Origin of the sequence: Asprobacillus argus, assembly GCF_032248395.1 — a bacterium.
In the GTDB taxonomy this organism is placed as follows: domain Bacteria; phylum Bacteroidota; class Bacteroidia; order Flavobacteriales; family Flavobacteriaceae; genus Polaribacter; species Polaribacter argus.
Genome location: NZ_JAVTTO010000005.1, coordinates 1 through 15,173 on the forward strand (window position 1 = coordinate 1; position 15,173 = coordinate 15,173).

The window sequence follows — 15,173 nt, forward strand, 5'->3', positions numbered from 1 at the left end:
TAATTGTATATCCGGATGTATTCAAAGTAATACCAGTACCGACATTAGCGCTTGCAAAGGTAAAGACTGGTGATCCTCCTATAGATACATCGTCTGCACCGACAACCCCAGACAACGTTGCCGTTCCTGTAGCAGTACCTGCAGTGGTACCATCATATATTTTATTATCTCCTGTTAAACCGACCACTGTTAATGTTGCCGCTGTAATATCTGCTGATAAGGTGGGTTGCGTTAAGGTATAATTTCCAGAATCTGTTCCTGAAATCGTATAACCCGACGTATTTATGGTAATTCCTGTGCCTACATTTGCCGATGCAAAGGTAAACACCGGTGATCCTCCTATAGATACATCGTCCGCACCAATAACTCCGGATAACGTTGCCGTTCCAGTTGCCGTAGCAGCAGTGGTACCATCATATACTTTATTATCTCCTGTTAAACCGACCACTGTTAATGTTGCCGCTGTAATATCTGCTGATATGGTGGGCTGGGTCAATGTATAATTTCCTGAATCCGTTCCACTAATTGTATATCCGGATGTATTCAAAGTAATACCAGTACCGACATTAGCGCTTGCAAAGGTAAAGACTGGTGATCCTCCTATAGATACATCGTCTGCACCGACAACCCCAGACAACGTTGCCGTTCCCGTAGCAGTACCTGCAGTGGTACCATCATATATTTTATTATCTCCTGTTAAACCGACCACTGTTAATGTTGCCGCTGTAATATCTGCTGATAAGGTGGGTTGCGTTAAGGTATATTTACCAGCATCTGCACCACTTATGGTAAAGCCTAAAGTGTTTACAGTAATGCCTGTGCCTACATTAGCCGATGCGAATGTATATGTTGGTGAGCCAGTTAAATTTACCGTATCACCTCCTAAAACTCCTGATAGCGATGCTGTTCCCGAAGCTGAAGCTGTCGTGTTGTCATCATATACTTTGTTATTACCAGTTAACCCAGTTATGGTTAGGGCGATCAGAGACGTAGTAGTTACATCTATCTTAGTTGGAGATGCTTGCAAGTTAGGTGACCCTTCATCATCTTCTGCTACCGCATATACATCGTAAGCTGTTCCTGCTGTTAAACCAGTAACGCTAAAATTATTGGTAAACCCTCCTGTACTTACGGCTGCATTTCCACTAGTCACTGCAGAACCTCCTCCTGATGCTGTACCTGCTTTTACTTCTGCTGAACTTGGAGCTGAAGCTCCATCTGCAACCACCACATAATAGATACTTCCGCCTTCGTCAATATCGGTTCCCAAAGTAAAACCTGATTGAGTAACCGAAGAAGAACTCGGGGTACTGTTCTCAAATACTGGAGCCGTTGTGTCTCCTGCACTTGGAATCTTCCATATTTGTCCAAAGATCTCATTTTCATTATCTACTACTGTAAAATTGGTGTCATCTGCCTGCCAAACGACTAACAATCTAGAGGAAACCGTACTATAAGCTGCGTTTACAGCCAATACTCTAGTTAAATTACTACCAGTTCCTCCAACAGCACTTACTCTTTCGTCATCTATTCCTGTATCTACATTGAGGTTAGTTATTCTTTGTAAATAGGCTTCAAACTCATTATCAATTTGTCCTCCATCGTTACTTTCTCCCTCCCAAACTGCCACATATTCTCCAGCATCCGGTAAATAGGCTAGTGCAACATCTGTTCCATCATAAAGAGCATCTCCTGCAACATGATCACTTGCTTTGTTTATGGAACCAACTAATGTTCCTGTATTACTAACCAGCTGCGTGTAGATTTCATTTTTTCCATCTAAAGCAGTATCAGCGTCTGCGGCTACTAAAAATTGATTATTTGTAGCGTTGTATACTACTGCGGCTACATCTGCATCAAAACTAGTAGAAGCTCCGGCGTCAATAATAACAAAGTCCGCACCTATTTCAGTACCGACATTACTAATCCGCTGTCCAATAATATCATTATGGCTATTTACAGGATCAGCATCCCAAACCACCAAATATTCATTATTCGTTGAGTTCCATGCTACTGCAGGGTCGTTGGCATCAGAATCTGCCGTAAGTGTTGAGTTTGAAATTCTAAAATCGTTTGTACCAATTTCTGCCCCTACATTGCTAATTCGTTGCCCATAGATTTCTCTAAGATTATCTGCAACACCAGAATCCGTATCATCTGCATCCCAAACCACTAAATATTCATTGTTGGTTGCATTATACGCCACATCTGGGTCACTTGCCGCCGCTGTCGTAGTTCCACTTCCACCTGCATCACTAATTCTAATTTGACTTCCAGAAAGTGTTCCATTCGCATTTACAATGCGTCCAAAAATTTCATATTCATCATTGACCATACCTCCAGTATTGTCATCCGAATCCCATACCACTAAATACTGGTTATTGGTTGAGTTATAAGCTACTTTTACAGAAGATGCATCATAGTCTGCATTTCCTGCTACATTGGAACTAATTAAAAATTGATTGACCACCGTGGTTCCATCACTTCCTTTAAGGATTTCTCCATAAATTTCGTTTTTATTGTCTGTCCCATTGTCTCCATGCCAAACGACTAAAAACTGATCATCGGTGCTGTTAAAAGCAACATCAGGAGCATTGGCATCGTAATTAGTATTCGATGCTGGTCCCATATTACTAATTCTAAAGTCATCACCTACCAAAGTTGTTACCGGCGCATTTACCGTCATTACCAGCGCTTCTTGATAGGTCGTGGTCCCATCGCTTACCTGAATTCTCAAATTATAGGTGCTCTTCGTAGCAAAATTAAAAGTAGTATTTGCTTGTAGTTCTGTACCTGAAATAGCAAAAGAAGCATTATCTGTACTTCCAGCACCGGCTACCAATGTATATGTAAACGTATTTGATTGATCTGCATCTACTACAAAAAGATCTGAAATTTTTGTCCCTGAAGTAGTCCCACTTTCGATAGTTGGAGGGTTCGGGAAAATTTCTATGGGTGCAGAATTACTTACAGAAACTGTAAAGCCTTGCCCCCAGATTTCTTCTTCTCCATCTGCTAAAGAACCTGTATCATTTTCTCCTTCAAAAACAATTAAGGCACTACCTGTACCTGTTACCGCTACCCTGGGATATCCGGCATCGAAGTTAGAATTCCCTTCTCCTCCTAAATTACTTATTCTTAATTGAGAACCTAGTAATGTATTGGTGTTTGAAATCAATCTTCCGAAAATCTCTACCTCTCCATCATCCAAGGCCTGACTATCATCCTCTCCTTCCCATACTACCATATACATATTATTGGAAGCGTTCCAAGCAACATCTGGTTGACCTCCTCTAAAATTATCTCTTGTTGTTGCTGTAGCCTCAGCATCATTTCCCATTACAGAAATTCTAAAATCATTTGTACCAACTTCTGCACCAACGTTACTAAGACGTTGTCCAAAAATCTCTACTTCATTATCTACTACTGGAGCACCATTGTCATCCGCTTGCCAAACCACCAAATATTCATTATTAGTTGAGTTATACGCAATTTCAGGATTGAAAGCCGAATACGTTGTGGTTGCATCTCCCATATCTGAAATGACAAAATCATTGGTGCCCGTTTCTGCTCCTGCATTGGTTAATCGTTGTGCATAAATCTCAAAACCATTAGCTGTGCTTTCTGATCCGTACCACACCACCATATATTCGTTATTTGTACTATTCCATACCACATCTGGGTGTGCTGCATCTGGATCTATTGTTCCAGTACCTCCCATATCAGAAATTCGGAAGTCGTTCGTACCTACCTCTGCTCCTACACTACTTAATCGTTGCCCAAAAATTTCAAATTCTAAATAGGTCATTCCTAAGCTTGGGTCTGTTGCTGACCATACCACTAAATATTCATTATCTGTAGCATTCCATGTTACTTTCGCATTGGAAGATAATCCAAGGACGTTTCCTGTTCCGTTCGTATCGGAAATACGAAAATCCGTTCCTACTTCTGCTCCAGCGGCTGAGATTCTTTGTCCCCAAACTTCGGTCTCTCCGTCAATTAAACCTCCAGAATTTGTATCTCCAGTCCAAACAACTAGAAATTCATTCGTAGTGGAGTTATATGCAACGCTAGGTGCGCTTCCTCTGTAGATGGTAACTCCGGTTGAAGTCATATTAGAAATTCTGAAATCTGAACCTACTTCAGCTCCTGTGGTAGCGTTAATTAGTTGTCCGTAGATTTCTTGCTCTCCATCCACATCATCTCCTTCCCATACAACAAGATACTGTCCAGTTGTTGAATTATATGCGATAGCAGCTCTATCACCATCTATACTGGTGACACCATCTGTACCCATATCTGAGATACGAAAATCGTTGGTTCCGATTTCTTGAGCAAAAGAAAAAATTGTAAAAAATAAAAAAACAAGGGTCTTAAGAAAAGTAATTTTCTTCATGGTGGTTTGGTTTTAGTTACAAAAACCCCTCTCACATTCGGGGGGAATATTTAGTATTAATTTAATTCAAAGAGTTCTCAATTATCTCTTTGACAAGTACCTGAAAATAAGCGACATAGTTAATCCTTTCAAATTAGTGATAATTTAAGCATTCACAAAAAAAAGTGAAGAATTTATGTTTTTTTGTGAAGTTTGAACGATTCTATTTTAACAAGGACTTTTGATTTAGAATGATCTTTTTATTTAAAAACAATACCCAAATAGTTCTTTCTCTACAATTAAAACATTTGCAAGAATAGATCTTAGGAAAGATCATTTGCATGAAAGATTTTTTGTTCTCTCTGTTACACTTTGGGCACATATTTCATATTGAAAACCTGGTAGTCTTTTTAACATTTTTTCCGGTTGAAGAATGTTTCAGGTCTACACAAAAATCTCCTATTTCATTCAGGTTAACAAAATTATGTGAATCTTATATCCGTTTTTGTGAAGTTTGACTACATGTCTTTTTAGAACGAAGTCAACAATTTTTCGACCCTTGCTTTATAACGTCTCGATACAGGAATTTCTTCTTTTGAAATCATGACAAAACCGTTTCCCATCAGGTCTACTTTAGAAAAATTTATAACATAACGTTGATGTACTTGAGTAAATAGAGTCTCTGGAAGTTGCTCTAAAAAATCACTAAGCTTAGCACGAATCATATGTTTTTTGTGATCTAAAAAAACATGTAAATAATTGCCATCAGATTGAATGTAATTAATATCCTCTAAAATCAATTTAACCCGAACATAATTATCTTTTATATAAATACTGGTACTCGTCTTTTTATAATTTGTAAAATTATTTATAGCAATATCAATAGTTGTTAACAATGTTGGTTCATTGTATGGTTTCATGAGGTAACCATTGGGCTGTGTCTTTTTAACTTTATTGATTGTTTCTTTATCTCCATATGCGGTTAAATAAACAAAGGCCATGTTATTGTGTTTTCTAATTTTGCTTCCCAGCCAAAGACCGTCCTTGTCTCCAGCTAAATTGATGTCTATTAAAACGATATCTACCTGAGTGTTTTTTAACGCCTCCCAGGCCTCCTCAGCATTGGCATAAGAGCCAACTATATTAAAGTCATTATCTTCTAATATTGTTTCTAGAGAAATTCTATTAAGTCCATTATCTTCTACAACAAAAACCGTTTTTTCTCCACTCATATCGCATTATTTTTATCTAAGAAAGTAAATGTATACGTAAGCTTTGTATCATTTACAATATTTACAGAGGCATTCATCTCTTCTGCTAACGACGTTATTAATCTACTGCCGAAGGTTTTATTCTTCTTTAGGTTAAGTTTGTCTTTCTTTATACCAACCCCATTATCAGAATAAATAAGTTCGCACAAGTCTTTATCTCTACTTATTTTAATAAAAACCTCTCCTGTATCCATTTGTTTAAACCCATGTTTAACTGAGTTGGTCATCAATTCATTGATAATTAATCCTATCGGATTCGCATAATCCAAGTGCAACGAAATTTCGTTTGCAAGAACAGTCACTTTTATCTTCTTGTTCGGATAAGCTGTCAATAAACTACTACTTAATTTTTCTAAATACTCTTGCATTTGAATATCGATAATATCATCTTTTTGATATAGCATTTCATGTATTAAAGACATCGATTGTATCTGATGTTGTGACTGCGCCAAAATCTCTTCAGAATTAAACCCTTTATTCTTTTTAGCATGTATCAGTAACAAACTGGCAACAACTTGTAGGTTATTTTTTACGCGATGATGCACCTCTTTAACAAGTATTTTATTTTCCGCCAATGCTCTATCTACAGTTATTTTTTGTTCCCGTATGGTTCGGTTGTCTTTTCGTATTTTAAAGAACGTAAAATAAAGAAAAACAAGCATTCCAAATAAGCCTATTAATCCTATCTTCTGATATAAATTAATTCTACGCTGAGATTCAAAAAGTGTTTTTGCCTCTTCCAGCTCTTTTTCTTTGATATCCGTCTCATATTTTAGTACACCGCTCATAAAGCTCTTGTCTATCTTAACTTTATTCAAAGAGTCTGAATACTTATTATATAGTTTGAAATAGGAATTGGCTTTTTCGTGATCTCCTTTCAATAAGAGTGCTTCTACTTTTAACTCTAGCATTTCGGACTTTGCCTTGGGGTACACATAGGATTGTAAACTAGTTTCGGCGCTGTCTATATATTTCAGGGATAACCCAATTTTTTTTTGATTCAAAAAAAGCTTACCCAACCCATTGTATGCATCAATAACTATATTCAATTCGTTAAACCCTTTAGCTTGTTTCAGTTCCTTTTTATATAAAAACATGAGTTTATTCGCATTGTCTGCTTCAGACGATGTCTCTTCTGCATTCGTCCTCAAAACATCTTCAAAATAATTTACATAAGGATGGCCCCCTTCTGGTGTTGAATTCAAAAACTCAAGAACTTTAATTCCTTTGTTAAAATAATGGTGAGCACTATCCTTTCGCTTCATGTTTCTAAAGCACAACCCAATGTTGTTCAATGAACTGCTTTGCAATAAATACAATTTTCGCTCTTCATACTTTTTAGCGCTTTTCTTATAGGACTCTATGGCTCTTTCATAATTATTTAATCGATAATGCACATAGGCAACTTCACTTTCATAAACACTTCCTCCACTTACAGGGTATCCTACCTTTTCGCTTGTTTCATAATATATCGGAAGTATTTTCAAAAATTCATTGAATTTTTCAGTCTTCCTGTATACCTCTTTCAATCCAAATAAAATTCTCGTCGCCAGTATAGAATCTTTTATTTCGGGATACGCCAGTAGTTCTTTTGATAATACTACAGCTTCATCGTGAGCGTTTGTTGTAAAATATATCCTTAATAGGTTAAATTTGGATAGAATAATTTCATCAACGGTTTCATTTCCTTTTGCCCAATCAATCGCTTTTAGATTATACTCAATTGCCTTGTCAAAACTTGAAAAATAATTCTTAAGTGTTGCATAATTATCATTTATCGTATCCAACACACGCTGAGACTCCTTAAAATCTTGCTTATTATTTACATTTCTCCCATCAAAAGTTTGACTTATACCATATGATGAGTAAAAGCATATAAAGCATATGTACAACGTAAATTTGACAATATGTGCACTTGTCTTTTTGATGATCTATAATATTTAAGTGAGATTGTGGTTAAAAATATTAATTTAAATCAAATTAAAGCCAAGAAATGTGAAACTACCTATGTTTTCTGTTAACTATCGAAACGGAAGCCATTAAATAGTGTGTTAGTATTGTTCTCATTACAAATATTTGCATCCGCTATTAGTATTTTATATGAATTGAAAAATCATAATCATTAGGTCGTCCTTTTTAGCTATTTTTAGCAAATGAATTTCCTTGCTCACCTCTACTTATCAGAAAGTAATACCAATATTATGATTGGAAATTTTGTTGCAGATAGTATTCGAGGAAATCAATTTACACATTTACATCCTGAGATCCAACAAGGAATTCGACTACATAGAGAAATCGATACGTTCACAGATGCGCATGATATTGTGCGAAGAAGTAAGCGAAGACTACATAAACGATATGGTTTGTATGCCGGAGTTGTTATCGATATTTTTTATGATCATTACCTAGCCAAAAACTGGAATAACTACTCAGCTATACCTCTCGATCTTTATGTAGATCAAGTGTATAAATTACTTCAAAATAACTTTGACATTCTTCCTGAAAAAACGCAATACATGCTCCCTTTTATGATAGAGCATAATTGGTTGTACAACTATCAATTCAAAGAAGGAATTGCACGCGTAATGAATGGTATGAACAGGCGTACCAAAAATAGAGCTCAAATGAATCTAGCCATAGAAGATCTTGTAGTTCTAGACAAGGAATTTCAAGAAGACTTTGTCGCTTTTTTTCAAGAATTATGTATCTTTTCACATCAAAAATTAAAAGACATACAATCAGCATAGACATTATGAAAAAATATATTTTACTAACCCTTATTTCTTTCTTATTATATAATTGCAAGCTAGAACAAACAACCAAGATAACCGGAGTAGTTGCTGATAAAGGTATGGTAGTTTCCGCCCGAGAAGAAGCTTCTAAAATAGGTGTTGAAATAATGCAAAAAGGAGGAAATGCTTTTGATGTCATGATGGCCACTGAATTAGCGTTGGCGGTAGCGTATCCTTACGCTGGAAATATTGGCGGTGGTGGATTTATGGTCTATCGAATGAAGAATGGAGACGTTGGTGCACTGGATTATCGCGAAAAAGCGCCATTAGCATCTACCAGAGATATGTATTTAGATGTGGATGGAAATGTGATTCCTGGAAAAAGCACCGTAGGTGCCATGGCTGTGGGTGTTCCTGGAACTGTTGCTGGTGTTTTTGAAGCGCAAAAAAGATTTGGGAAATTATCCCCTGCACAGATTATTGCACCCGTGGTTGCTTTGGCAAAAAGAGGAGTTATCGTTACTAAAAAACAAGAGGCTCGAATAAAAAAATATCAAAAAGCGTTTGAATTAGTAAATCCTGGTTTTAATCTTTTCAATAAAAATATTAAGGAAGGAGATACAGTTAAGTATAATGCTTTAGCAAACACATTAGAACGTATTGCTAAAAATGGTCGCGATGAATTTTATAAAGGGGAAACTGCACAGCGTTTTGTACAATTCATGCAAGAAAGTGGAGGGATTATTAGCTTGAAAGATCTTCGTAAATACGAAGCCAAATGGAGAACCCCTGTTTCTTTTGAATATGATAATTTAAAAGTAATTTCTATGTCTCCACCTTCCAGCGGGGGAGTTTGTTTAGCACAAATTATGAATGGGGTTGAACCTTTTGATCTAGCATCTTATGGTCATAATACTACTAAAACTATTCAGATTATTGCAGAAGCGGAAAGAAGGGCATACGCCGATCGAAGTTTCTTTTTAGGAGATCCCGATTTTGTTAAAATTCCTTTGGACACCCTGATCAGTAAAAATTACACTAAAAATAGAATGTCTGATTTCTCTTTTGAGAATGCCACTAAGTCTAGTGATGTATCTTATGGGAACATCGAGATCATAGAAAGTAATGAAACTACGCATTATTCAATCGTAGATCAATTTGGAAATGCAGTGTCTGTCACAACAACTTTAAATGGTGGTTTTGGTTCCAAATTGTATTGTGCCGATTTAGGTTTCTTTTTAAACAATGAAATGGATGACTTTAGTAGTAAACCTGGAGTTCCAAACTCGTACGGATTGGTAGGTGCTAAAGCGAATGAGATCGCGCCAGAAAAAAGAATGCTCAGCTCCATGACACCTACTATTGTAGAAAAAGATGGAAATTTACATTTAGTAGTGGGCTCACCTGGGGGATCCACTATTATTACCTCGGTTTTGCAAACCATCTTAAATGTGCATGAATATGGTATGGGTATGCAAGAAGCTGTAAATCAACCTCGATTTCATCATCAATGGCTCCCTGACGTGGTTATGATTGAACCAAACAAATTTGACTCGATTACTAAAGCGGAACTAGGAGGTCTCGGATATGTTATTGATGAACGTAACTCTCGTGTGATTGGAAAAGTAGACGCCATTTTAGTCCTAAAAAATGGAAAACTAGAAGGCGGAGCTGATCCTCGTGGAGATGATACTGCTGTTGGATTTTAAATTATAACATTATGAGCATTCAACCCTTTCATTTAGCGATACCCGTAAAAGATTTGGAATTATGTAGAGCATTCTATAGAGATGCTTTGCAGTGTAAAGAAGGAAGAAGTTCTGACCAATGGGTAGATTTTAATTTCTTTGGGCATCAATTAGTTATCCATCAAAAAGACGATTACAAACCTCAGAGAATATCAAATCCAGTAGACGGGCACGATGTACCTGTACCGCATTTTGGAGTGGTGCTGCAATGGGAAGACTGGACCATACTTGCTGAAAGACTGCAGAGAAAAAGAACAAAGTTCATCATTGCTCCTACCATTCGTTTTCAAGGAAAAATAGGTGAACAGGCAACCATGTTTTTTAACGACCCTGAAGGGAATGCTTTAGAGTTTAAAGCTTTTAAAGACATTGATCAATTATTTACTACTTAAATGCAAACTAAGGAAACGCATATTGTTCCTCCTCAGGAAAAAGCGATCAGAATCCAAGAATACGCTGTTAATATTTTTACAACCATCCCTACACGATCAGCGCTGAAGAAGGCAATCAAAAAAGGTTTGATTCTTGTAAATGATCAAACATCTTCAACCAGTATTTTACTCAATGGAGGAGAAAAAATTGAACTACTGGAGCAAGACACTGCTACTCCCAAAAAACAATTTACACTATCGCTATCTGTTGCTTTTGAAGATGATTATTTAGCAATCATAGAAAAACCTGCAGGTATTTTGGTGAGCGGAAATACCTTCAAAAGTATTGATAATGCATTAGTTCAAAATCTAGCTAAAAGCAATCTGACTGACATGGTAAGACCACGACCTGTGCATAGATTGGACTATCCTACAACCGGTCTTTTATTAATCGGCAAAACAAGTGCAAGCATCTTAGCACTAAACTCTTTATTTGAGCAAAGGAAAGTTCATAAAACCTATCATGCTATTACTATAGGTTCCATGACTCAAATTGGAAGAATACAATCTCTTACGGACGGTAAAGAAGCGGTTTCCCATTTTAAAGTACTTCAATCCGTTACTTCTAATCGGTTTGAAGAATTGAACTTGGTTGAACTTTCTCCTGAAACAGGAAGAAAACATCAGTTAAGAAAACACATGTCTGAATTGAATAACCCTATACTGGGAGATACAGCATATGGAAAAGAAGGGCTTATCCTAAAAAGGAAAGGGCTCTATTTGCATGCGAGTAAATTGGAATTCACACATCCTTTTACGGAAGAGTATGTGGTTGTAGAAAGTAAGTTGCCTAAAAAATTCATCAAGATTTTTCCTGACTTTGCATTCTGATAAAAGCTTTTTTTAATCTATCAACGAATCTTCTGATCTCATCCTCATTCATACTTGCAAATCCAATACGAATAGCATTATGCCCACTATTTTCCATATCGTAACGCCTCCAATCTCCTATTTCTAATTTAAATTTTCTAGCATTCTCACATACTATATCCCAGGAGTATTTCTTATTCAAGGCTACCCAAACCGCCATTCCTCCCTTAGGCAATTGAAAAGAAAATGCATCTCCCAGCTCTTCTTTTAAAAGTTTACAGAACAGATCCCTTCTGATCTTATACGCTTTTAGAATCTTTTTAATATGTCGATCTAAATCTCCTGTTTTTATAAAATCTGCAAATGTCAGTTCAAGTAAAGCATCCCCTTGTCTATCTATATACCTTCTAGTCTTCGCTGCCTGGTCCACAAAATCTTTTGGAGCAACCAAATATCCTATTCTGAAAACTGGAGCCACCGTTTTGCAAATAGACCCTATATAGATTACATTTCCATGTGTGTCATGACTAGCTAATGGTAAAATAGGCGCATGATTGTAATTAAAATCGTAATCATAGTCGTCTTCAATAATGGCAAATTGATACTCCTTTGCCAAATTCAATAAATGAATTCTTCTTTCGGCGGAAAGCGTTACCGTAGTGGGATGATGATGATGCGACGTCACAAAAACTGCTGTGATCTTTTTCCTTTTACACACTTCCTCTATTTCTTGTGTGTTTAGTCCATTTTCATCTACAGTAACACGAACTAAATTCGCTTTTTGTTCTTTAATAGTTACATCCGCCGCTATATAATTAGTATTTCCGACAATCACATTACTGTGCTCTGTTAACAGTAATCTGGATGCTAAAAATATCCCCATTTGACTCCCTCTAGTAATCAGTATTTGCTCCTCCGAAATATGTAACCCTCTTGTAGTATTCAAGTATTCAGCCAGCGCTTTTCTTAATTTTGAATTTCCATGAGTAGGACCATACGTCAATGCTTCTAAAGTGCTTTTCTTTCCTGCTAATCGCCTATACGTTCTAGCTATTTCTTCTAAAGGAGTCAGTCGAACATCAGAAATTCCATCATCTACAACGGTCCAATCTTTTTCAGTATTGAAGGTTTTTCTTTCCAGTAATGCTTCTTTTTTAAAGGTGAAGTTTGCGCTACTACTACAAAACTCTTTATCATCTAATAGGTATTCCTGTTGATGCAAAATTGGCAGATCCGCATGAACATAGGTGCCTTTTTTCGGAATGCTCTCTACCCAACCTTGCAGTAATAGCTCATCATAACACGCTACAACCGTTTTTCTATGAACTCCTAATAACATTGCTAAATTTCTACTACTGGGCAGCTTTGTTTTTGGAGGTAACGTTCTATTCTTTATCAATGTTATAAATTGATTTGACAATTGAAGATATAGCGATGGCCCCTGATCGCGTTGCAGTGAAAAACTTGTTTTATAAGGAAACATATCTGGACTACTGAAAATATTAATTCTGGATGAAAATAAAAGTCCATAAATCTAGTAGATTTGAATTAGAAAAGCAAGAACAATGATAAAATCCGAACTTACATCAGAAGAATTTGACATCTATTACAAGAGATATTTGGACAAATTAGATACAAACACCTCTTTAAGAAATGGGTTTAAGGAAGGGCAGAAAAACCTAGTCACTTTTTTTAAATCTATTCCTAAAGAAAAGGGAACCTACCGTTATCAAACAGATAAATGGAGTATAAGAGAAATTTTGCAACATTTGATAGATACAGAAAGAATCTTTATGTATCGCTGTTTTAGAATAGCCAGAAAGGATACAACACCTCTAGCTGGTTTTGATCAGAATATTTACATCACTCCCTCTGGAGCAAATGAAAAATCTCTCGACGATCTGCTGAATGAGTTTATCATCAATAGAAATAACTCCATAGCATTATTAAACAGCCTCACAGACACAAATCTGCAATTCATAGGAAATTCGAACGGAGGAGAAATGTCGGCCAGAGCAGCAGCATTCACTATTATTGGACACGACATTTGGCATATGGATGTTATAAAAGAACGATATTTATAAGATGTTAGAAATTAGACCCAATTGTGAGCATTGCGGTAAAGATTTACCCAATACTTCAACAGAAGCTATGATATGTAGTTTTGAATGTACCTATTGTAAAACTTGTGCTTTGGAAATCTTTGAAAACGTATGTCCCAGTTGTGCCGGGAATTTTGTAGAACGCCCCATTCGTCCTAGCAAAATGGTTGAAAAGTATGCTGCTTCTGATAAGATAGTACTCGATAAAAAAGATCTTGAAAAAGCGAAAAGATTGTCAGAAAAATTTAAGCATATTGAACCTCATAAAAGATGAAAATTCAGATTTTCTGATTGTATACATGATTATTTACAGCACTAAAACCTAAAAAATTATGATGCCTATTAACGAAATGATCCTATTTGCATTAGCAGCACTTATTATGGTACTATCTCCAGGACCTAACATGATCTATTTAATTTCCAGATCTTTATCACAAGGAAAGAAAGCAGGAATTATTTCTTTATTCGGAATTATGTGCGGATTCTTATTCCATATTTTAATGGTAAGTTTCGGATTGACTGCCATCTTTTTTGCCGTTCCGTATGCCTTTATGATTGTCAAGTTTCTAGGAGTGGGATACCTACTCTATCTGGCTTATAAAACCGCTACTTCAAACAACAAAATATTTGAGGCGGGTAATCAACTAAAAGCAGATAGTGCTATTAAACTATTTAATGCCGGGTTACTGACCAATGTACTGAATCCAAAAATGGCCATCTTTTACCTCTCATTTTTTCCTCAGTTTATAAAACCTGAATACGGTTCTATTTTAGGACAAAGTTTTCAATTGGGTATCATTCAAATTATGATAAGTTTTATTGTTAATTTTTTGATCGTAGTATCTGCGGCTAAAATGGCTAGTTGGTTTTCAAAAAAACCTATTTGGTTAAAAATTCAAAAGTGGTTTATGGCATCTGTTTTATCAGGACTGGCTATTAAAATGGCATTCACGAAAGCAAAATAACGATTGATAAAGTTACTAAAGAAAGAACAATATTTTTAAGTATAGATACTATGAAGGAATATCAAAAATCAAAAATAAACAGAATTAAAAGAGGTCAAAATAGAGCCACATACGATGTAGAAAAGATCGATGCTATTTTAGATGCTGGTTTTATAGGTTTTGTGAACTATATATTTGAAGGTAAACCTATTTCCATTCCTATGGGGTATGGTAGAAAAGGTAATAAGATCTACCTACACGGCTCTCAAGCCAATAGAATGCTAACTTCTCTATTAAAAGCAAAAGAAATATCGATGACCGTAATGCACCTTGATGGGTTAGTTCTAGCGCGGTCTGGTTTACATCATTCTGTAAATTATAGATCAGCCACGCTGTTCGGAACCTTGAAGAATTTAGAAGATGATCTAGCAAAAGAAGAAGGCTTAAAATGTTTTATGGATCATATGATGCCAGGACGTTGGGATGGAATTCGTTCTATGCATCAGGAAGAACTGGATAGAACGTTGGTAGCTGAAATGACCATTGAAACAGCTTCGGCTAAGATCAGAGATGTAGGAGTAAATGATGAACCAGAAGATTATAATCTGGATGTTTGGGCTGGAATCGTTCCTTTAAAACAAATTGCTGAATATCCTGTTTCCGATGATCAATTAAAGTCAGGAATTAAGATCCCCGATCATGTAATGCGCTATTACGAAGAGTACAAATATTAAACAAATAAAGAAAACTTGATAAATCC

At 36.2% G+C, this 15,173-nt stretch carries 12 protein-coding genes; 8 read left to right on the plus strand and 4 right to left on the minus strand.

Annotation, left to right across the window (positions count from 1 at the left end):
- The 3 genes from RQM59_RS12620 to RQM59_RS12630 all read right to left on the minus strand — a co-directional run.
- Positions 1–4,396, minus strand: a 4,396-nt coding sequence (locus RQM59_RS12620; RefSeq protein WP_349242486.1) for a beta strand repeat-containing protein, incomplete at its 3' end; no start/stop codon positions are given.
- 509 nt (positions 4,397–4,905) lie between these two features.
- Complete coding sequence (locus RQM59_RS12625) at positions 4,906–5,607, minus strand: LytR/AlgR family response regulator transcription factor (RefSeq protein ID WP_349242487.1); 702 nt, start codon at positions 5,605–5,607, stop codon at positions 4,906–4,908.
- Positions 5,604–7,436, minus strand: a complete 1,833-nt coding sequence (locus tag RQM59_RS12630) for a histidine kinase dimerization/phosphoacceptor domain -containing protein (RefSeq protein ID WP_349242488.1) — start codon at positions 7,434–7,436, stop codon at positions 5,604–5,606. The genes RQM59_RS12625 and RQM59_RS12630 overlap by 4 nt, the downstream gene beginning before the upstream one ends.
- A gap of 363 nt (positions 7,437–7,799) precedes the next feature.
- Between RQM59_RS12630 and RQM59_RS12635 the strand changes: the two genes are divergently transcribed.
- The 4 genes from RQM59_RS12635 to RQM59_RS12650 are packed head-to-tail and all read left to right on the plus strand — an operon-like array spanning position 7,800 to position 11,388.
- Positions 7,800–8,393, plus strand: coding sequence for an acyl carrier protein phosphodiesterase (locus RQM59_RS12635; protein ID WP_432208145.1), 594 nt, complete (start codon positions 7,800–7,802; stop codon positions 8,391–8,393).
- A gap of 5 nt (positions 8,394–8,398) precedes the next feature.
- A complete protein-coding gene (gene ggt, locus RQM59_RS12640; RefSeq protein ID WP_349242490.1) occupies positions 8,399–10,087 on the plus strand; it encodes a gamma-glutamyltransferase in 1,689 nt (562 codons plus the stop codon).
- An 11-nt stretch (positions 10,088–10,098) separates the two neighbouring features.
- Entirely contained in the window at positions 10,099–10,518 is a 420-nt protein-coding gene (locus tag RQM59_RS12645) for a VOC family protein (protein ID WP_349242491.1), read from the plus strand.
- The gene (locus RQM59_RS12650; protein WP_349242492.1) at positions 10,519–11,388 is read left to right on the plus strand and encodes an RluA family pseudouridine synthase; all 870 of its coding nucleotides are present in this window, start codon (positions 10,519–10,521) and stop codon (positions 11,386–11,388) included.
- Here RQM59_RS12650 and pdxR read toward each other — a convergent pair.
- Positions 11,360–12,850, minus strand: a complete 1,491-nt coding sequence (gene pdxR, locus RQM59_RS12655; RefSeq protein ID WP_349242493.1) for a MocR-like pyridoxine biosynthesis transcription factor PdxR — start codon at positions 12,848–12,850, stop codon at positions 11,360–11,362. The genes RQM59_RS12650 and pdxR overlap by 29 nt on opposite strands.
- A gap of 82 nt (positions 12,851–12,932) precedes the next feature.
- Here pdxR and RQM59_RS12660 point away from each other — a divergent pair, with 82 nt between their 5' ends.
- Genes RQM59_RS12660 through RQM59_RS12675 form a run of 4 tightly spaced genes read left to right on the plus strand, consistent with a single transcriptional unit; the run spans position 12,933 to position 15,147 of the window.
- Positions 12,933–13,451 (plus strand): DinB family protein, encoded by a 519-nt coding sequence (locus RQM59_RS12660; protein ID WP_349242494.1) that lies wholly within the window; start codon positions 12,933–12,935, stop codon positions 13,449–13,451.
- Between the two features lies 1 nt (position 13,452).
- The gene (locus RQM59_RS12665) at positions 13,453–13,743 is read left to right on the plus strand and encodes a DUF1272 domain-containing protein (protein WP_349242495.1); all 291 of its coding nucleotides are present in this window, start codon (positions 13,453–13,455) and stop codon (positions 13,741–13,743) included.
- A gap of 58 nt (positions 13,744–13,801) precedes the next feature.
- Positions 13,802–14,434, plus strand: a complete 633-nt coding sequence (locus RQM59_RS12670) for a LysE family translocator (RefSeq protein ID WP_349242496.1) — start codon at positions 13,802–13,804, stop codon at positions 14,432–14,434.
- Positions 14,435–14,484: 50 nt separating this feature from the next.
- A complete protein-coding gene (locus RQM59_RS12675) occupies positions 14,485–15,147 on the plus strand; it encodes a pyridoxamine 5'-phosphate oxidase family protein (RefSeq protein WP_349242497.1) in 663 nt (220 codons plus the stop codon).
- Positions 15,148–15,173 lie beyond the last annotated feature (26 nt).